The 21,474-nt window shown below is 68.5% G+C and carries 3 protein-coding genes and 2 pseudogenes; 2 read left to right on the top strand and 3 right to left on the bottom strand.

Annotation, left to right across the window (positions count from 1 at the left end; genetic code table 11):
- Nucleotides 1-145 precede the first annotated feature (145 nt).
- On the top strand, nucleotides 146-1,546 hold the full coding sequence (locus IEY95_RS33535) for a hypothetical protein (RefSeq protein ID WP_189189931.1): 1,401 nt from the start codon (nucleotides 146-148) through the stop codon (nucleotides 1,544-1,546).
- On the opposite strand, the pseudogene IEY95_RS33530 reads toward IEY95_RS33535, so the two are convergent.
- The 3 genes and pseudogenes from IEY95_RS33530 to IEY95_RS33520 form a co-directional block, all read right to left on the bottom strand.
- Nucleotides 1,522-2,076 (bottom strand): annotated as a pseudogene (locus IEY95_RS33530) (GNAT family N-acetyltransferase). The gene IEY95_RS33535 and the pseudogene IEY95_RS33530 sit on opposite strands and share 25 nt — an antisense overlap.
- Nucleotides 2,077-2,184: 108 nt before the next feature.
- Entirely contained in the window at nucleotides 2,185-11,442 is a 9,258-nt protein-coding gene (locus IEY95_RS33525; RefSeq protein WP_189189930.1) for a Tc toxin subunit A-related protein, read from the bottom strand.
- Between the two features lie 20 nt (nucleotides 11,443-11,462).
- Nucleotides 11,463-18,992 (bottom strand): SpvB/TcaC N-terminal domain-containing protein, encoded by a 7,530-nt coding sequence (locus tag IEY95_RS33520; protein WP_189189929.1) that lies wholly within the window; start codon nucleotides 18,990-18,992, stop codon nucleotides 11,463-11,465.
- A 694-nt stretch (nucleotides 18,993-19,686) separates the two neighbouring features.
- On the opposite strand from IEY95_RS33520, the pseudogene IEY95_RS33515 reads away from it, so the two are divergent.
- A pseudogene (locus IEY95_RS33515) lies at nucleotides 19,687-20,595 on the top strand (IS1380 family transposase); the annotation flags it as partial.
- Between the last annotated feature and the right edge of the window lie 879 nt (nucleotides 20,596-21,474).

The raw sequence follows: 21,474 nt of genomic DNA, 5'->3' as shown, positions 1-21,474 counted from the left end.
CTGCGGGCAGAACCCGTCCATGCCGATGCCGAGCTGGGACGGCACACCACGTTGCGTCTCGTGCTATGGGGCCGCGCGTCTTCCCTGCAGCCGCTGCGGGACGCTCGCTAGAGCCGAGCGTCGTAGGCCGGAAGGCCCGGTCTGCTTGACCTGCGTCGACGAGGTCCGCTTCACCCACGCAGAGTGCCACCGATGCGGCCGGCTGGCGGCCGTCTTCCACCAGGAGGAGGCACGTCCACTCTGCCCGGAGTGCGCCGGCGTCAACTTCACCTACCGCTGCCCGACATGCAGCGCGATTGGGAGACTTCTACACGGGCAGTGCCCCCGCTGTCGGGCTCTGCAGGAGCTCGACGAGACGTTCGCCGGCCCGGACGGCGAACGCTCGCCCCAGCTCGCCCCGCTGGCCGAAGTCCTGGAGCAGTACGAACAGCCGTACTCCCTGGTCCTCTACCTGCGACGGCCTGGCGGTCAGCTGATCCGGGCGATGGCCAGCGGTGACCTGGAATGCTCACACAAGGCCCTGGACGCCCTGCGGCAAACAGCGTCCGTTCAGCACCTGCGCGGACTGCTGGTGCTTGCCGAAGTGCTGGAGCCGCGCGAGGAGCAACTTGCCCAGTTCAAGCGGGATGTCAGGGTGTGTCTCGAAGAAGTGGCGGATCTGCACGACAGAACTGTCCTTGCCCGGTACGCACGCTGGCATCTCATGCCCCTCGCTCACCACCGCCTCGAACGGTCCGGTTTCAACCGGTTCCAGCGGGAGCATCTCCGTCGCAAGCTGCAGACGGCGCACGTGTTGCTCACCCACATTCGCCGTCGCGGCAACACTCTCGACAACGTCACCCAGACCCTTGTCGACCGATGGCTGATCGCAAATAAGAGCCGCCAGAACCAGGCCCGCTCGTTCTTACTCTGTGCTGCTACCTGCCACTTGATCCCCCGGAACGTGGCGATCGCCAGCGCGACCAGGACCGTCGACCGGTCGATCATGAGCGATGCCGATCGGATCCTCACCGCTCTCCGCCTGGAGACCGACGACTCTGAGCACATCACCGACCGAGTCGCCGGCTGTCTCGTCCTGCAATACGGGCTGCGAACCGACCGACTGGTGAAGCTCACACCCGACCACATTCTGGTCCACCCAGAGGAGCCCGGCGTTCTCGGTCTTCAACTCGGCCGAGACCCACTCTGGCTCCGGCCGCGGCTGTCGGCACTGCTCCAACAACTGATCAACGAACGACGTCCACTTGCCGCCCCGCTCAGGACGCGCAAGACGCCCTACCTCTTCCCCGGCCTTCGCCCCGACCAGGCCGTGACATCCACCACCTTGCAGAGACGACTGACCCGCCTGGGCATCCCCAGCACCAGCAAGGCCCGCAATGGGGCCTGGCTGTCCATGGTCGGCGCCGTCCACTGGAAGATGCTCGCCGATCTCCTCGGCCTCGCCGACGGCACGGCCCACAACTGGCACAAGCTCAACGGGGGAGATCGCGCCAGCTATGTCGCCAGCCGACTCCAAGCCTCTCAGGCACCCACCGAACCCGAGTAGGGACCAGGTCCGCCGCACTTGACGGCCAGCTCAACCGAGGACCACACGCCGAACCACTGCTCGGCGCCGTACTCCTCGAACCGCTCCACCTCGGTGAACCCCAGCTTCGCCGCGAGGCGCATCGCGCGGTCGTTTGCGGTCTGGGTACAGAGCACCACCGGCTCGCTGGGAAGTGCGTCGGCGAACCAGTCGAGTGCCGCTGCGCACGCCTCGGCGGCGTACCCGCATCCCCGCGCTTCCGGCAGGAACTGTAACCGAGCTCGGCCTCCCCGGCATCCGGACGGACGTGACCCGGACGCTCCGCATCGCGCCGATCGAGCGTGATCATGCCGATCATCGCTCCGTCGAGATCGATCACGAAAAGGCCAGGGCGCCGCCCGGGCACCCCAGGGACCGCGCGTTCGGCTGGCCCCGGGGTGCGTATGGAGCAGACGCGGCGGTGGCTGTCGAAGCTGCGCGGCGAGGGCCTGGTCGAGCGCGTCACCCTGCCGCGGAGGGGACGGCTCCGGGCGTGGTTCCCGACCGAGTATGGGGTGTGGGTGCTTGCGCCGGGACGCAGGCGCGCACCCATTGGGAGAGCGGCGCTGATGGTTGAGCCGATACCCCTGCACCGGGCACGCTCCGCCAACGGGCACGAATCAGCTGAGTGTGTAGTGCACCAGTACGACCAGATCCTGTAGCTTCGCGGGGTCCGCGCTGATGGTGAGGGGTGTGCCCAGTACGGGCGAGCCGCCCGTGCCCAGACACAGTGACTTCATGGTCGCGTCCCGGTTGAGGGTCAGCGCTGTGCCGTCCACGTTGAGCGCGTAGCTGGCCGGCGCTCCGGTCACGTTCGCCGCCCATGTCAAGGACGTAAGGCTCGGTGCGTGGGACCGTGCCAGGTAGGGGAGGTGCTGTTCGCCGAGTGTCAGCGTCGTCTGCCCGGTCTGGGTGAGCTGCCACCATTCGTTGGGGAAGCTGTCCCGCAGGGTGAAGGAGATGTACAGCCCCTGCCGACCGGCCACCAGCAGCGTGTCGTTGACGATCGCGGCGAGGGCTTTCTCCACCATCGTCCGGAACGCCGAGCCGCCTTCGCGCGCCGTATAGCGGATGTGCAGGATCAGATCGCTGATGGTGTCGGGGTCGAACTGCTGGAAAGTGGTCGGCAGCTCGATGTTCCAGGTGCTGATGGCCCCGACTCCCTCGAACGGCAGGTACCGTTCGTCGTGGAAGTTCAGTTCGAACAGGCCAGCGTCCGAGACCGCGCTGCTCGTGGCGATGGAGGCGGTGCTGCCGACGTTGTAGGCGAAACGGTCGTCGCTGCCCACCTGCTCGGCATACTTGTCCTTGTCGGTGGCCGCACCGGCGCGCACGGCAGTCGTCTTCCGGTACTTGTTGCTGACCAGCGACAAGGTCAGGCCGACCGGGGTGTACGGTCCGGCGTTGCAGACCAGCGAGGTGCTGACAGTCTTGATGCGGCGTGCGTAGTGGCTGGGGTGGTCGAGGTCGAAGGCGACCTCCGGCACCTGGATGGTGACTTTGCCGGTGGTCTTGAGCTGCAGCAGCGCGCCGGGGTCCAGCTGCGCCAGGGAGAGGTGCTTGGTGAGCTCGTACTCGCGGACGTTGTTGTCGAGGTAGGCCGTCTCCATCCGCTTGATGTCGTGCAGCAGCGCCTCGGCCGTCATCAGGCCCTTCTTCAGGCTGTCCCAGTAGCCGTACCGGATGAATGTGGTGTCGTTGGCCAGCTCGTAGCGGTAGCAGCTCTCGGCCTTCTTGGCTGCGTCGAAGGCGAGTTTGTAGGCCTGGAAGTAGACCGAGCTGACCTGGCCGATCATCCAGCCGTACAGCTCCTGATTGGTGTACTTGGACCGCATGAACGTACCGACCTGCTGCGAATTCCTGATCTGCAGGTCGTGGGTGGCGAGGTCCTTGGCCAGCATGTCCAGGTGCAGCTGAGCGTTGGTGATCTGCTGGTCCATCTGGGTCAGTTCCTTCTGGGCCAGTGCGAGCTGGAAGTCCCACTCGTCCTGTCGTCGCTGGTAGCCGGCCTGCACGCTGGCCATGCCTGCCGCTTTGTCGGCGACGCGCGTCAACGACGAGAGCACCTGGACTGCGGTTTCCGCCGCCCCGCCGATGCTGTCGCCGCCGGTTGACACGGTCACCGTGGGCGAACCGCCAAATCCCGCGCCGCCGGCCACGAAGTTCGGGATGAGCTTCAGGCCGCCCGCCAGCACATAGCCCAGCGCCACCGCACTCTCTCCGATGAGCGATGCGCCATTGAGAGCCACCGCCGTGATCTCCCAGGGGTTCATGAACGGCTGCGAGGAGTAGAACGTGATCCGCTCCTCGATCACGGCCCTGCTCTTCTTCAGCGCTTCCAGCGCCCCCTGGGACTCGGCGATGGCCGCCTGCTTCACCTCGCGCACCGAGTCCAGTACCGCGAGCTCCTGGTCGGCGCGCAGCCGGGCCAGCTGCTCGGCATCGCGCTTCTCCAGCGCGGACAGCAGCTCGGCGCCGAGGCTCGCCACCTGCTGGGTGAGCTCGCTCGCCTTCTGCGTCATCACGGAGAACCGGTAGTGCGGCGGCGGCGCGCCCAGCCCGGCGACGAAGGAGGAGACGTCCAGTCCAGCCGCGGCCGCCCGTACCAGCGCGCCGGGATCGATGGGGGGTGCGAACAGCGCCAGCGAGGCGGCGATTCCGTCGATGTTCTGGCAATGACGGATCTTGAACAGCCGGTCGGCCACCACGTCCCACTTCTTCAGCAGCGTCTCGTTGGGCGGGATGCAGAAGTACAGCGAGGTCAGGGTCGCGGACGGCGGGGGCAGCTCCGCGCCGTGGTGCGGGAGCAGGTTCAAGTCCGGGATGAGGTTCTCCAGATCCAGCAGGGCATTGCCCAAGATGTCGATCTCGCCGCGCAGCTGGTGGTACGTCATGTCTGGAACCGACACCTCCTGCGGCACCACCCTGGGATTGGGGCCGAGCAGCTTGTCGGCCAGGATGTAGAGCTGGGTGGCCTGGTTCACCGATTCGCGCGTGAACTGCCGGAACAGGCTGTCGCCCCAGTCGATGAGGTTCTGGATGTAATTGATGACGATCGACATCTGGTAGGCGACCGGGCGGGAGCGGGCGACCACATCGGGTTTGAAGGGTTTGTCGCGCCACTGCGAGACCGCGAAGGCCAGGTCGTCGATGCTCGCCGCCGAGGGGTCGGCAGCGATCGCGTTCAGGATGGTGTCGATTCGCTCGTCCAGGTAGTCCTGGGCGGTGGTTTGGAAGAACGGTTTGGTGACCCAGTACCGCTGGGGCGCCGGTGCGTCCGTCGCGCCGACCGGGTTGAACACGTAGTGGTACCAGTCCCGGGCAGCGGCGAATCTCTGGTCCTGGTTTAGCCGCCGGGCGATGTCGAAGGGCAGGTGGAAGAACAACTCCCAGTTGTAGGAGGCATAGGCGCCGTCCAGCTGGAAGTCAACGTCTTCCCGCGGGTAGGGCTTGATCACCTCACTGCCGGGCTGGTAGGTAGTCTTGAAATCGAATCCCGTGTTGGTGAGCTGCAGATCGCGCGCCATCAGCGCTGGGATGCCCGAGGCGTTCAGGGCGGCGCGGAAGCGGCACACCAGCGGGTGGTAGAAGTTGTGGATGTCCAGGCCGTAGCGCAACTTACGGAACGCCTGGAACTCCTCGACCAACTTGAGATAGTCGGGATCCTGCCGCAGCTCGTTGATCAGATCGCTCAGCGGGACGCCGGGGTTCTGCTGATGCTTGTGCAGGTACTTGGTGAGCAGCGCGATGGCGTCGTCGATGAGCCGCAGCACGTCGGACGCGGTCTTCTTGGTCCGGGCGAGGTCGGGGCCTGTCGATCCCGCGCGCTCACGCGCCCGCGGGTAGAAGCCCGGGGTGATGACGTACCCGCGGCTGTAGTCGCCGTAGAAGTAGGGCAGCAGCGTGCCGAGCGGCAGCGCCAGCCGGTGCTCGCGGCCGTACGTCCGCAGCTGCGTCGACTGCGCTCCCGCCCACATCTCCAGCGCCACCAGGATCCAGTCGATCAAGGTCATCTGCAGCGGATAGGCGACGTCGAACAGCCCGGCAGGAGTCTGCTGCAGGATCAGCTGCGCGTTCTGGCCCGGAAGCTGAAGGATCGCCAATTCTCCTCCGGCATAATGCTCCAGCTCCATGAACCGGCCCGAATCGAGCTCGGTGTCGGCGAATCGAGGGAACAGCCAGCCGGTCATGCTGCCGCCCTGACGCGGTTCCGGGTAGCCCTTGCACCCGGTCAAGGCGAAGGAGCCGACGAACCCGGAAGGGGAGAAGCAGCTGATCGCCTGTGTGGCCCCGAGCGTCCAGACGAAGAAGTTGAACTGCCGCTGATCGGGGAGGGCCTGGCCGAACGAGGTGTAGAGCGCCCCCTGGGACACCTTCTTCTCCCGCCAGCGTCCGCCCGCGTACTCGCTGACCGTGAGTTGGATCTTCCAGCGCTTGTCGGGTTTGTCATTCGACTTGCCGCCGGACAGGCTGTTCGGGTCAGGAGTGTCCGGCGGAGCCTTGGAGGAGTCCGGTTCCTCGGTGAACAGCGGCCAGGCCAGGGTGAGCCGCGAGTTGCGGTCGAACGCCAGCAGCTGGTCGCCGGTGATGTCCAGGGGGACCTTGGTCCACGGCGTCCAGGAGCGTTCCTGCTGGAACTGCCGGTGGAAGTACACCGTCGGGCTGCCGCCCTTGGTGCGGGCGAAGACGTGCATCACCCGGCGATCGGTCTGGTAGTAGGCCGCCATGACATCCAGGTGCGCGATGTCGTCCAGGCGCTCCAGGTAGGCCCCGGTGGCGTCCTCGACGGCTAGGTCTGTCAGCTCGTCCTGCTGCAGATCGTTGTCCAGGGTGGCGAAGAGCTCCGTCTTGTCGTCCCGCAGCTCCGGTTCGATCCAGTTCTCCGGCCACAGGAAGATCTTGCGGTTGGCCTCCCACACCCGGAAGTTGGCCATCCAGTCCCACTGCTTCCAGCCGTCGTCGTGGCCCACGCTCGCCACGCTCGCCGGCTCCAGGCCCATCAGGCAGCGCATGGCGAAGAGCTGCACAGTGGCGTGCGCTTGGACGATGCGGGAGGTGGGCATGCACGAGCCCATCTCGACGTCGATCAGGAAGTGGTCGTACAGGTCGTCGACCGATTGGAGATCCGGGTCGACGGCCAGCAGGTAGGCCACCAGGGCGTCCCGCTTGAGCGGCCGCAGTCCGTCCTGGATCTGCTGAAGCACGCCGAGCCACTCCTCGGCGGCGTAGCGGGACTTCAGCGCCGACCGCATGCTCGCCGCGTCGGCTGGGGTCAGCACCGGCTGGGTGACCGCCGCGGCCGTGGGCACGTCCAGGCCCAGGGTGCGGAGCAGGGCGGCGGTGCCGAGCAGTCGGCTCACGGTGGCCGGATCCTGGTAGGCCGACAGGTTCGGTGCGGACAGGCCGAGGTGGGCGTCGAGCGCGCCGAGCACGGTCGGGTCCGTCCCGGTCAGCCGGGCGAGGTAGGCCAGCACATCCGCGATCGCGGCCCCGGACAGCACCAGGCCGAAGAAGCTAGCGACCGTGACCGGCGTGTCCGGGTGCGCGGGGTCGGAGACGTCGGGGTAAGCGTCGAGGAGGTCGAAGAAGCCCTGCAGCCGTCGCCAGGCGGGGTAGCCCGCTGCGGGCTGGCAGGGGCGGTAGGGCAGGTGGTCCCACTCCAGCCAGCCCAGGGCGGCCGCATGGTCCAGCACCCAGCCAACGGTGCCGGTGGGCAGGCCGGTCTTGCCGGCGGACAGGGTGATCGTGTGCAGCAGCTCCACCGCGCGCTGCTGCAGATCGGCTGACGCCGACGTGCCGGAGTCGTCGATCAGCACGTCGTGCAGGGTGGGAGTGACGGCGGCGGCCGGTTCCTTCAGATACGCGTGGTTGAGCAGCACCGCCGCGAGATCCTCGCCGATCGTCATCGCGGTCGCGACCGTGCTGCTCAAGGCGGCGTCCCGATCCCGGAGGTAGAGGTAGTCGCTCACTGCCGCGCCGACAGCCGTGATCACCGCGTTCCGCTCGGCGACCCGTGGCGGTACCGCGGCCTGCCGCGCGGCCAGGGCCGCCTTGATGGCGGTGGTATCGAAGTAGCCCGCCAGGGCGTTGTCGACGAAGTTTGCCTCACTGAGCGCGGGATCGGTCCAGGCATCGTCGAGCAGGGTCTGCAGTCGGGACACCGTGGCGTCGGTGATTCCGGGGAGTCTCGTCAGGAAGGGGCATACCGCGCGGCTGTTCTCCTCGGGGGTGGCGGCAGCGCTGACCGGTGAGGCGTCGGCGGCGCGTGCGGCGGCGTAAGCGTCGTGCAGCTGGCCGAGCAGTGAGGCGGCGGCAGAGGGGGAGAGATCGTAACTGGCGAGGTCCGGCGCATCGTGCCGGAGCAGGTAGCGCCACAGCTCGATGGGCAGCCCGGACGCTCGGGCGGCGGCCGCCGCGTCGGCGAAGTCCCGCAGCGCGGCCGAGGACGCGAGCGGGTCGCCACCCGTGATCGCGACCAGCCCGCTCAGCTCCGGGGCCGTCAGGTGCAGCGCGGTGCGGATCCGGGAGAAGGCGTAGGTGCGGCTGATGGTGCCGTTGGTGAGCACCGGGTCCGGCCCGGACAGGGCGATCAAGGCTACGGTGTCCGCCGGGCTGGTGCCCAGTGCCAGGCCGAGGAAGTGGGCGGCCGCACCAAGCTTGATCCCGCTGCCGGGGACCGCCGCCTCGGCGGCCTCGTTCGCCAGCACTGCGGCCGGGAGGAAGCGGGGATCGACGGAGCCCGACGCGACCGGGTTGAGGAAGGTCGCGGCGTAGCTGCCGGCGGGGTCGGTCATCGACAGTGGTTCCAGCAGGTCCAGCGTCGCGTCGAGGCCCAGGCCGAGCTGCTGGGCGACCTCGCCCAGCCGGGTGAGGCGCACCAGGCAGGCGTCGTCCAGCACCGAGCCGCCTCCGGCTGCGCTGCGGATGGCGCGATCCAGGGTCCTGCTCGGCCAGCCGGTGGCGTTGCGAAGCCGCAGGAATCGGTGAATGCGGTCCAGACCGGAGTCGTCGAGGTTGGCGATGCGCTTCTGGGTCAGGTCGCTGCTCGAGTCGAGGTGCTGGACGAACAGGTTCTGGCCGCCGTCGATCCAGCTGAGCTGGAGCAGTTCCAGCAGGTCGTGATAGCTGATGCCGGCGCGGGTGACGAACGTTCCGACATTGGACAGGGTCGCCGACGCGGGGCTGCCGCCGGTGTTCCAGATGGTGTGCTGGTCCGCCACATCTGGGGTGACCACGAGTTGGCGCTGGGCGTCGCTGAGGCCGAGCCGTTCGGCGGCGCACGTCGCGTCCGACGGGTTGCCACCGACCTGCAGACGGGACATCAGCTCGGCCCGGTTCACGTCGAACTGGTCGAAATACCGGCGGGTCTCCTGATGGGACAGGTCGAACGGCAGCACGAAGCAGAACGGGCTGGCCGCCAGGGTGGCATACGCCGCGTCATTCATGTACTCCGGCGCCGCCCCGACCTCGGCCTCGGTGCCAAAGGTCTGACGGAGCGTGCGGATCCGCCAGCCGCCGCCGTCCGGGGTGATGCCGGCGACGGCACGCCGGTCGCGTACCACGAAGCCGCCGTCCAGGTCCGGCCCGAAGACGGCGGCCTGGTCGGTGAACGCGAGCCCCGCCGCCTGCAGCGCGCCCTGCAGCGCTGGACTGATGACACCTGCCGTGACCGCGCCCGCGAACGGAATGCCCAGGTCCGGGGCCACCGCATCCTCGAGCAGCTCGCACACGAGGTCGAGATACGGCATGGCCGTCATGGTGTTGGCGCAGTTCAGGTCGGTGACTCCAAGGTCCGGGCGGCGGCCGAACAACACGTCGCGCGCGCCCTTCAGAACCACCGCCGGGGTGGCGGTGGTGTCGACCACCAGCCTGTTGCCAAGGAACTCCAGCACGTCCACCAGGTACGCCGCCGCGCCGTGCACCGAGCGGCATTCGGAGCACTCGGACATGTCCGCGGTGGCGAACAGGCTCTTCATGTTTGGGAAGTCCTTGGTTACCGGCTCCAGCTTCGCCGGTGCGGGTGCCAGCGACGCCACGGTCGTGGCGGACGCCGCACCGGACAGCTGACCGGCCAGCAGCAGGCTCGCGGCATGCAGGTCGGCCGCGGTGGCGTGGGCGTGCCGCGCCTGTTGTGCGCTGAACGCGCCGGACTGCACCGTCTCGCGGACGAAGCGTTCCCGCCCGCGAGCCTGGATGGCGCCCGCTGAGGTGAGGCCCTTCTCGCAAAGGGCCTTGCTGCCCGCGTAATGGGGCGCGAACCGGAACACGCGTTGTGCCGTCCGCAGCGCCGCCACGGCTGCCGCGCCGTCAGGTGCGCTGGTCAGTTCCGGGTGCGCGGCCAACAAGGTGGTGACATTGCCCGTTGCGAGGTCGAACTCCGGGTGCGCATGGAGCAGTTCGGCCACGGTGGCGGCCTGCGCGAATGGCGGGCTGGGATCGCTCGCCAGGCGGCTGGCGAAGGCCGTGGCGGGGAAGCGCGTCGCCATCCGTGCTTCCAGCAGTGCGGCCTGACGGGCCGCCGCTTCGTCCGTCAGCGGGACGTCGCGCGTCGCGGCGTGGGTCCGCAGTACTTCGATCCAGTCCGCTTGTTCGAGTCGTGCTAGCCGGTGCAGCTGCTCGGGGCCCTCGATGCTGTGCAGGGCCTGCGCGAGATCGATCAGCGTCTGGTCGTCGCCCAGCAGTTCGGCGAGGGCCAGCCGGGCCTGCGCCTGTTCGGCCGCCCGCTCCGAGGGGGCGAGCTCGAGGTCGCGGAACTGGGCGAACAGCCCTGGCAGATCCCCGAACGAGTCGGCGGCCAGCAGGGCGGTGACGCGGTCGGGCACGTCCGTGCGCAGCAGGTGACCCACCTGTTCCAGCACCAGCCGCTGGCGCTGGGAGCGCGCGAACTCGCGAGCGGCGTCCCGGTACTCAGCGAGGATTCCCAGGATCTCGGGCAGTTGGACGGCCACCGTCCGGGGCACCAGGAACCGCTCGACGGCCTGCTTCACCGCGGCGGTGAGCTGTTCCTCCGAAAGCAGCACGATGTCGTAGAACAGCGGCTTGACGAGGGTGCCCAGGCCGATGCGCAGCCGGGGGATCAGGCTCGACCAGGTCTGGGCGGCGCCCAGGGTGTCGAGGGCGAACAACGCGTAGTAGAAGGCAAGGGGAATCTTGGCCTCGCCGCCGAGCCGCTGGGCGACGGCGACATGCTCGATCTGAGCGGCGGTCAGGCCGGTCTCGCGGGTCAGGAAGGTGATGTCCTGGTGCTGGCCGTCCTCGGCCAGCTCGCTCCAGCGCAGCTGGCCAAGCAGCGGCTCGACGGTGGCCACCACCTGCTCGTACTCGGTGCGCTCCGGCGCGACCCGGACCGCCAGCCGTACCGTGATCGACACCAGCGGCGGGGCGTTGAACACCGTGTCTTCGACGGGCGGGTCGACCAGCACGGTCTGGTCTTGCAGCGCGCGGACGAAGACATCCGCGCTGCCCTGTTCGAGTCGCGCGGACCGTTCCGGCTGGTAGCTGATCTGATAGAAGCCGTCGTCGGCCGACCTGGCCGCGCCGAGCAGCTGCTCACTGCGCAGATCCCGGTCGAGGGCGTGCAGGGTGACGTCCGAGACGGGCCGTTCGTCCGGGCCGAGCACCAGCCCGACCACATAGCCTCGGTGCGGGACGTCCGCTTCTGCCAACGTGCGCAGTGTGTCGGCGTCGGCGACGCCGGTGGCCGGCAGCTCGAGCTGCCGCTGCAGGGCCAGCAGCTGGTGCCGGGTGCTGGCTCCGAACAGGCCTTCGACCAGCTCGTCGTGTGCGAGCTCGGCTCCGAAGTCGAGCAGCCGGGCCTGCAGGAGCCAGACGGCATCGCCCGACTGGCCGGCTGAAAGCGCACGATAGGTGTCGTTCATGGAGGTCTCCGGGCCGGGGGTCAGAATCCGAGGGTGTCGATCAGGAACCAGGCGACCTTGTTCTGGTTCTTGTAGGCGGGTTTGCTCGAGTTGTCCGGGACCAATGCCGAGACGAGCCGGTCGCTGGCGTCGAGCGAGTGCGCTATGCCGTTGGACGGGGACAGGTCCACGCCCACGAGGGCCTTAGACGCCTTCTCAATTCCCTTGTCCGCGAGGCCGCCGACGGTGTAGCCGACAGAGAACGCCTCGCCGACCGGGCCGCAGTACATCGCCACGCCCGCGGCCAGGTCGCCCGAAGCGACCAGGCGGTCGGTGTTGTTGTTGGCGGTCGCGAGGTCGGCCGCGGCCACGATGACGCCCAGGGGCTTGGCCACCTCACCGACCACCTTGGCGGCGGGCGCCATGGCCTTGAGCAGTTTGACGCCATCGCTGGTGACCTTGCTCAATGTCCCGGCCTGCTTCACGACGGGCGCGGCCTCCTTGACGATCGGTGCGGCGCTCTTCGCGACCTTGGCCACCGCCTGCGCGTCCTCGACCACCGGCGCGGCCTTGGCCAGTGCACTCGCCTCCTGCACGGCGGGCGCCGCCTTGGTGACCGCTGCGCCCTCACCGACCGTGGGGGCGGTCTTCCCCAGCGCGGTGGCCTCCTCGACCGGAGCCGCCGCCTTGCTGACCGCCGTGGTCTCTTCGATCGCCGGGGCGGCCTTCTGGGTTGCGCTGGTCGCCTCCTGAACCGCCGGGGCCGCCTGTGCCGTAGGCGCGGGCGGCACAGCGGCCGCCGCCTCCTGCGTTCCGGCGACGGCCTTGGAGACGGCGGTGGCGTCGTCGACCGCCGTGCCGCTCTTGCCCAACGCAGAGCCGTCCGCGGCCACATCGGCTGCCTTCGTCGGCTGGTTGAACGGCAGGTCCAGCTGCTGGGGTTCGACCTTCAGGGCGGTCGGGCCTGGGCCGCCCGCCGGGGCGGTCGTCGGCGGTGGCTTGGCTGCCGTCGTGGCGACGGCCGCTTCGTCGGCTGTCGCGGCGGTCTTGCCGCCGGTCGAGAGCGGTTTGCTGCCGATGCCGCCGACCTCCGGGGGCGCGGGCTGCTCGTATCTGACGCCCTTGGTCGCGCCCGGGTAGTGGCCGGTGACTGGGTCGCGCGTGGGCAGGCCAGCTTCCTTGGCCTCGGCTACCGTCGCCGTCTCCAGCGACGCCCCCTGGCTTCGGTTGGGGCCGCGGTTCTGTAGCCCGACAGCGGATTCCTCCCCCGGCGCAAGCAGGGCGAACGGCTTCTCCATATGCCCGATGTCGTACTCAGCGGGGCCGCCCCATAGCGTGTGAATGGCCTTGAAGTACTGCTTCAGTGCTTTGGTGAACCCTCGGGTCGTCGCGGTGGCGCGAATCTTGGCCCACAGCCCTCGGGACTCGCTCAGCCACAACTGAGCGTCGTCCTCGCCGGCCAGGCCGGTCTCGTCGATCATCCGGACCGGGTTGTTGTCGACGTAGCTGTACCGGTTCACGCCGTCGGCCAGCCCCGCCAGGTCCGGGCTGAGCCATCGGCCCAGCCACGGGGCGTAGTACCGGGCGCCGAAGCTGCAGAGGCGCGTCTCGGTGTCCTTCTCCCGGCCGGTATAGCGGTAACGCTTGACGCTCACCGCGGCCGCATCCCGGGCCAGCCACAGAGAGGTGGTGCCGAACGGGTGGTACTCCTCGTAGGAGATGACCGCGCCGGCGTCGTCGCACTCCAGCGCGCTGGACCCGAGTTTGTCGGCCAGCTGGAAGCGGATCCTCGGGGAGGAGTCGAAGCCCGGGTGATCGGTGTCGACCGTGACGGTCTCGACCAGCGCGGCGCGGCGATCGCCATCCAGGATGTGTGCGATTCGCCGCTCGAACACCATCACTCCCGCTCGGTATCGACGGAACAGCTCGTACTCGCCGAGGTAGATCCGCTCCTCGCGGAGGGCGCCGATCCGCTGCCAGATCTTGCGGACCCGGTTGCCGCCGCCGTCGTAGTGGAAGGTGACGGTTCCTCCGCCGCCCAGGTCGACGGTTTCGAGCTTGTCAGCGTGATCCCATCCGAGCGCGTCGAGGTGCGGCATCCGGGTGGTGTTGCCTCCGCCGTCGTGGTCGAAGGCCGCGCTGTACGGTCCGGCCGCCGGATCTCCCGGCAGCTGATGCGCCGTGAGCCGGTTCGAGCCCGGCGCGTAGAGGTAGCGCCTGGTCCAGCTGCCGGCCGTGGCAGCATGACCGAACGCCGTCAGATTGCCGACGCTGTCGTAGCTGTAGTTCTCGGTGTAGTTGCGCAGCGCGTTGGCGTCGTTGGGGTGCGGCAGGGTGGGCATAGCCGGTTCGGCGCCGTCCGGCTGTGTCCCCAAGCTGGCGTGTTCCCGGCCGCTGGCCGTCCGCAGGCGGTACACCGAGTCGTAACGGAACTGGTTGCCGGGGGTGACCACGGCGCCAGCGAAGAAAACGTTCTGAGCGGCGTGGTCGTCGATCTGCACTACGTTGCCGACCGGGTCGTAGGTGTAGGCCAGATCCTGCAGCACAGTGGCACCGATCCGGGAGCTCAGGCTGACCAGCCGCGACGACTCGGCGTCGAAGTCGTAGCGGCTGGCCACCCCGTTGGCGTAGCGGATGCCGGTACGCCGACGTCTGGCGTCGTAGGAGATGCCGGTGATGAAGGGTGTGCTCGCCGTGGCGCCGCCGAGCCGGGCGCTGATCGAGGTCAGCATCCCGCCCGGCTGGTAGTCGAGGCTGAGCTCAGTGCCGTCCGGCAGGCGCTCGCGCACCGGACGTCCGAGCGCATCAAAGCGGGCTGTGGCGGTGAAGGTCTCGGGGTCCAGCACCCCGAGAGCGAGCGCGTCCAGGTCCGCCAGTGGCCGGCCGTCCAGCGGGGACCAGTCGGGCGGGTCCGGTGCCGTCAGCAGCTGGCGGGAACCCTCAGTCAGGCTGCTGGCCAGATCGTACCGTTCGGCGCGGGACAGACCGGCCCGGTCGTAGCGACGGTGCACCTGGCCGATCAGGTGGCGGCCCACGGCCTGCGGATGCTGCTCGCCGTAGACGGTGTACTCGGCCAGCCGGTCGGTCGCCGCGCCCGCCGCGCGCACCAGCAGATGGGTGGGACGGCCGAGCAAGTCGTACGTGCAGGACACCAGATCGCCGTTCGCGGTCCAGTGCCGCAGATGCCGGCCAGTGGCGTCCGGGAGGGCCCGCTGCCGCCCAGCATCGACGCTGTCCGTGCTCACGATCCGGCCGGCGGCGTCGGTGAGCTGCTCGACCGTCCGTACGCCGCGGGCGTCGTCCACGGCGGTGATGTTGCCCGCCAGGTCCAGGTGGAACCGGGTCTCGTACACCCCCTCGGGTCCGTTGTCGGCGCGGGTGCGCACCACCCGGCCGAGGGCGTCGGTGAGGCTGGTCGTGGGGGTGTCGGCGTGGGCGGCAGTCAGGGCGGCGGCGCGTGCCTCGGCGGCCGGCACCGCGCCGCCCTGCCGCCGCGCGTACCAGTCACTGCTCAGCACGGTGTCGTTGCGGTCGGCGTTCACCTGCTGCCAGGGGCCGAACTCGACGGTTTCGACGGTGCCGTCCGGATGATCGATGCGGACGATCCGGCCCAGCGCATCGTAGTGGCGCCGTTGGCTGACGGTGCGTTTGACCAGGGCATCGGCGGTGTCGAAGGCGGGCTCGGCGGCGAAGTACGGTTCGTACTGCTCGACCGGGAGCCCCTTGTTGTTGAACACGGTCCGGCCGGTGCCCAGCCACCGGGCGTTCGGCCTGGTGTCGACCAGCACCAGCCCGCCCGCCCCGTCGTCGGCCCACGCCTCGCCGGGTTCGGCCTTGGACTTGGTCATCGCGACCCGGCCCAGCCCGTCGATGTAGAGGTGTTGTTCCTGCCATCCGCTGGCCGGGTCGGCGTATTGTTCCCGGGTGGCGGTGTGCGACCAGGCCGGGCCGAGGCCCGACTGCCACGCGTCCGAGCCGTAGGAGTGCACCACGCCGGGCAGGATGTCAGTGTCGCCACTTCCGTCCGCTGCGATCCGCCAGACTTTGACCACCCGGCCCAGCGGATCGAACGCGACCCGGTCGCGGGTGCCGTGTGGGTCGGTGAGCTGCCGGGGCGCGAGCGCCTGATAGTCGTTCAGGAGGTTAGTCGCGTTGAGTGAAAGCGGTGCTGTGGTCGAGGCGCGCACGGCCGTGACCAGCAGGTGATGGCTGTCGTATGCGACCTGCGCGGTGTTGCCGAACGGGCTGGTGTGCGCGGTGGGCAGGTAGCACGCGGCCGGGTCGTACTGGCGGATGCCGTCGGTGGTCCACCACAGGTTGTCGAGCCATGCGTAGCCGCCCGCTCCGCTGAGCAGCGCCGATGTGACCACCGTGCCGAACACGGAGGCCACGAGCTGGGGCGTCAGCGCGAACCGCAGCAGCCTGCGCGGCAGCGCGCGGGATCCGACCTGTCCGAACGGCAGCGCCGCAGTGAGGCCGTCGTTCCAGTACTCGTAGCGGGTGGCACTGACCAGGCGGCGCTGTCCGAGGCCGGGGGTCGGCGGGTCGGTGAAGTCTCGGTCGGGGAGCCCGGGGAGCGTGGTGACGAGGTCGGCCGGGACGAAGCGGCCGGACGGGGGCACGGCGAGCCCGGTGATCTCGTACTCGCGCGTGGCGGTGGGCACGGATATCCGGTGGGTTTCGGGGGCATCGACGCTGACTAGGTCGGTGCGGGTCCACGTGATCAGGACATGGTTCTGCTCGTCGATCACCGGTATGCGCCGCGGGTAGGCGAGGCTCGCGGTGGACGTCGGCGTTCCGTGATCGTCGCTCTCCAAGGTGAGCTCATGGGTGATCCGCGGATCGTCCATCGTGCGTTCATAGTGGCGGTTCAGCGATTCCAGCGGCTCGACGCGGAACGCGGCGGGCCGCTCCGCCCGGCTCGGCTGCAACTGCACCACCTTGGCCCGCGACTCGGTGACCGTGACGGGCGCGGTGCTGCCGCCGTCGTCGACGTACAGTTCTGATCGCACCCGATGACGGGACAGTGCCCGAGTGGCCTGCCGGAACTCAGTTCCGCCCGTGACACCGGCGAGTTCGTGACTGGCGAGCGGTGCGGCCTGCGGGTCGAGGGTGAAGACGTGATCCGGGGCGCCGCTGGTGGGGTCGCCGGTGTGGAACCACTCACACGTGCGTGTGGGCGGCAGATCAAAGGTGTCTCCAGGTGCGAGTGACTCGGCGTCGGAGCTCTCGGCGTAGCCGAAGCCGCGAAACTCCCGTTCCACGGGATCGAAGTAGCCGTCCCGGAAGTGATAGAGCGTCACGAGGCGGGTTCCGGCGACCTGGTCGGTCACCTCAACGCGGCTGATCACCTCGACCGGGAAAGCCGGTGTGGTGCGCCACGGTCTGCCGATTCGTCGGTCCTGCAGCTGCAGGCGAACGGACGAGTTGTAGGCGATGGTGGTCTGCGCACCGAGGTTGTTGGTGATCCGGCGCAGCTGGCGTGGCCTGCCGTCGACGGCCAGATCCAGGTAGCGGGCGACGGGGCCGCTGCTGGGCGATGAGGTCGTCCAGACCAGACACGGGGTGCCGGCTCCGACGAGGTCCAGTACTTGGAGCTCGTCGAGGTTGTCCACGGCCGGTATGGGGGCGATGACGCGGCCGGGTGACCAGCCGGTGCCGGACTGGTTCAGCCATACCTTGATGTCACGGTCGCCCAGGTAGAGCAGGTCGGCGGTGCCGCTGCCGTCGAGATCGGCCAGCCGGATCCGCTCCGGATTGAACTTCTCGTTGCTGTCGAAGGACAGGGTGCCCGTCATGGTGACGCGGCCGCCGAAGCGTCCCCAGCCCAGATTCGGCCAGTAGTCGACGCTTCCGTTGCGGACGCGGACCAGGTCGACCAGCCCGTCGCCCGACATGTCCGAGGCGAACCAGGCATGGCCGGCGTCATTGCCCGGTGGTCGCGGCCCGGCCTCCTCGTGAGCTGCGGTGGGGATACGCCGGGTCGCGCCGTAGCCGTCCTGGCCGGTGGCCGTGGTCCAGTTCACCTCGTCCGGTCCGCGACACAACAGGTCCGGCACGCCGTCGCCATCCAGATCGACGCGCTGCAGCCGGCTGTCCGTCAGATCCTGTACGGTTCGGAGACGGTAGGGGTGGAAACGTTCCCAGCTGCCGTCCGGTCGGCGCAGCGACGTACCGACGGGGCCTGATCCCTCGGCCACGCAGGCGATCCGCCCGCTGCCGTCGACATCGCGCAGCGGAGGCGGCACCCCGTCGAGCCGCCCGGTCGGGGGAAGCTCATCGACCTTGACCGGTGGGTCGAACGCGGCGTCCCCGGCCGGCCGCTGATACCACCACCCTGCGGGCGTGCTGGCAAGAACCCCAGGGAGCCCGTCGCCATCCAGATCGACAAACTGCATACGCGCGCCGTCGGCGACGCCGGTGAGCCGGATGTCCCGGACCTGGTCGGCCTGCCGGGCCGCCGAGTAGCGGAACTCGACCGGCGGCAGCGCCGCGGTGTCGTAGCTGGCTCCGTTCCAGCGGTATCCGACCTGGCGGACGGCGGTGAGCAGGGACGAGACACGGTCGCTTTGGTAGGTCAGCTCGATGGTCCGGACCAGCCGGGGTGTGGGCCCCGCGCCGAGATCGGCCCCGAAGTCGTGGAACATCATGACGCGCCGACACAGTCGCCAGGTGCGGATCTCGAACCCTGCACGGTAGTCGGAGTACCCGTCCAGCCGGGACGGCCAGGTCCGCACCTCGTCGGGTGCGAGGTCGTGCTCGCCGTAGTCGAACACCACCAGTAGCCGGCCACTGGCCGCGTCCCCGGGAGTCGCGTTCGCGTACCGGATCCGCTTGAGGTAGCGGTTCGACTGCGGTGGAACGCCGGGCTTGAGCCGGTGCTGCTCACCCGGCTCCGGCGCGACGCCGGCGGTGTCCTCGCGCTTGTACTCGTACCTGGCTATGTTTCCACGGTCGTCGCGCACCTCCTCCAGGAGCCACTGGAAGACCCGGCACTGACCCGTGGGGTCGGCTGGATCGGTGATCCTGGCCTCCCGGGACCGCCCGAACACCATCACGACGTTGGATTGGTCGACGGTTCGCCAGAAAACATTTCCAGTGCTGAGATTCGTGCATCGCTCGGCCCGGATGCGCGTGTCATCGGTGCGCGGCCGGAATCGCTGGACCCGGTGAGCCTGCCCGTCGATCACGACGGTCACGTCGTACGGCTGCCAGGACCCTGGCAGCAGCGTGGGCACCAGGTCGTCGAAGCCCGACAGCACGAAGGTGTCCGCGTCGGTATAGGTAGGCAGCGCCTTGACGGCACGTCGGCTCACGCGCGGGACCGCGATGTCCCACGCCCACCCGTACGGCGACCGCCCGCCGCCGGACTGAAACCCAAGCGCGAGCTCCGCCGAGCTCGCCCCCCGGCCAGCGCTCAACGCCAGCGGAATGGACAGCGAGCAGCCCCCGGTCTGCGTGTTCACGGCCAACCTCTCGCCAAGCCCGTGGACGGCCAGGCCGCCTTTGGGCAGCGCGGGAGCTGGCAAAAATACACCTGCGAGATCGGGACCGGCCGGCTTTGCTGACACTCCAGGCATCGCGATCGCCTCTGTCCATCGGGCCGAAACAGGTGGCCGGGCGCAAAGAGGTGAAGGATGGAATTCCTGCTACCCCATCCTTCTCATAGTGGCGCAGATCACACACGCGTGCGACACCACATCGTCGGGGATCGCATCCAGATATCGATGTGACCGACGACGGCCCGGCCTAGATCCCACAGCGCCGTCGCAGCGGACGGCAACAGAGAGCGGGTGGGCCGCGATCGGTGCCAACCCCACGGGGGTGGTCTCGCCGCACGCAGCGGTACGGCACAGACGGCGATGTCCCGGCCCTGGATAACCGCGCGGAAGAACACCCCGCCAGTGATCTCATTCGACACTGCCGCATCTGGCGTCCGGCGCGCGTCGCCCATCATTGCCTATCCCTCCGGCGACGGAGGCGGCGATGGAGGGCTGCCGAAAGAGAGGCCGGAGAAGTCCCGGCCCTGCAGCACCGGACCGTGCTGGGTGCCACCACTGATCTGGCTGTGGACGTCACCAGCACCGGTCTTGATCGAGACCACCAGCCTGCGCAGATCGGGGAAGGACCGATGGGTGGCCAACCTTGGGCTTTCACGAGGTGGTCTGTCCGAGGCTTGATCACAAACGCGAGAAGTGCTCCTGACCTGGAACGATGGGACTTGTCGAGGGTCCAGATCATCCCGTGGAAAGAAGCACTTCTCAGGTGAAGAAGCGTATCGGGTCGTACCCGCGTGTCCGCGTTGAGGGCAGCGGTCGTGGAGTGGTCTCGCAGGCCGGGACCGTGCTGCTGGTGGAGACAGTCCGCAAGACGGGCCTGGATACTGCGACATCTGCGGCTCTGGCACCCTGGCGCAAGCTGCGGGCGGTCCACGATCCCGGCAAGATCCTGCTGGATGTGGCGCTCGCGGTCGCCCTCGGTGGCGACTGCCTGGCCGACATCGGCATGCTGCGAGCCGAGCCGGCCGTGTTCGGGCCGGTGGCCTCGGAACCGACAGTCTCCCAGCTGATCGACACGCTCGCAGCGGGCGCAACGCGCCCTGAACGCGATCCGCAGTGCCCGGTCCCAAGTGCGCCAATATGTATGAAAGTTGGCCGGGCAGACGGCGCCGGATGCGACCGGTTCTGTGACCGTGGACCTGGACGGCGTCCTGGTGATCGCGCACTCCGACAAGGAAGACACGGCTGCGACCTGGAAGAAGACCTTCGGCCACCACCCGCTGATGGGCTTCGTCGACCACGGGACGGGCGGGTCCGGTGAGCCGGTGGCCGGTCTACTCAGGCCCGGAAACGCCGGCAGCAACACCGCCGCCGATCACATCACGCCCGCCCAACTGGCCCTGGCCCAGCTGCCCAAGTCCTATCGGCGCGGGCGCCGGACGCTGATCCGCACCGACTCCGCGGGCAGCACCAACGAGTTCGTGGCCTGGCTCGCGAAACGCGGACGGTGGCTGTCGTATTCGGTCGGCATGACCATCACCGACGCAATTCACCAGGCCGTACTCGAGGTGTCGCTCCTGGACATTCCTGGTTTGCTCCTGTCGCTCAGCAGGACGACGATAGGAAAATGACGGAAGCGAGTTGGGTCAGTCTGGTGGGGCACGTCGTGTGGCCCCTTGTCGTACTCGTGCTGGGGCTCACGCTACGCCGTCAGATCAGCGGCTTCCTGTCAGCCGTCGGCGGACGGATCACGCAGGTGTCGGTGATGTCGGTGACGATCGAGCTTGCGGTGGAGACCGAGACAGTTCCGCCCTGGCGGGGCGTCAGAGGAGCGGATGTGCGCGGACTGGTAGCGGCGCAGAACGTCAACGACTCTTACTTCGATACCCTGCGGCAGTCATTGCAGGTTTCGGGGCGCGCAGACTACTTCATCGTGGATCTGAAGAGCGACGACCGAAAGGAATGGTTGACGTCGCGGCTTTACCTCTTCACTTATCTACTGAGCCGGATGAAAGGTGTGCGATCCGTTGTATTTACAGCAACCCGCGGCGACGTAGCGCGTTGCTTCCTCGGGGTAGCCGAATCCGAGGAGCTTCTGCAGGCGCTGGCAGCGACTCAACCGTGGCTGCGCATGGCCCAATTACAGGCCGAAGCAGAGCAGGTGGGCCAACTGCCGGACCCGGCCGGGTATTTTCAGCCATCTCGCCCGAACAACTTGGTAGCTCCGACGCCAAACGTCTCGTTTTCTGGCGGCATCGACGAGTGGTGGCAGCGCAGGCGAGGGAACGAACCTCCGTATATAGACCCGCTGAGTATTCCACGGCGATTCGTAGAGTTGGTTCAGTGGGTCCAGCCGATGGGCGCTGCGGAGCCGGAAGCCGGTTGGCTCCGGCTTCCCGATGCTCCCGGTCGAGACAGGATCTGGGAGCATGCGACCTGGATCGCGGTCTCAGACCTTGTCGACGGATCACTTAGCGAAATTATCCGCGCAGGTGACTACGTCCTCGACGATCGCTCGTGGTCGGCCGAGGAAAGGGTCCGAGCTGTCGCGCAG

Origin of the sequence: Streptomyces albiflavescens, assembly GCF_014645835.1 — a bacterium.
In the GTDB taxonomy this organism is placed as follows: domain Bacteria; phylum Actinomycetota; class Actinomycetes; order Streptomycetales; family Streptomycetaceae; genus Streptomyces; species Streptomyces albiflavescens.
The sequence above is the reverse complement of the archived record's forward strand: the minus strand, read 5'-3'. Positions and strand labels throughout refer to the sequence as shown.

Coding starts and splice junctions, on each gene's coding strand:
- IEY95_RS33525 (WP_189189930.1), bottom strand. CDS start 11,442: ATGAACGACACCTATCGTGCGCTTTCAGCCGGCCAGTCGGGCGATGCC.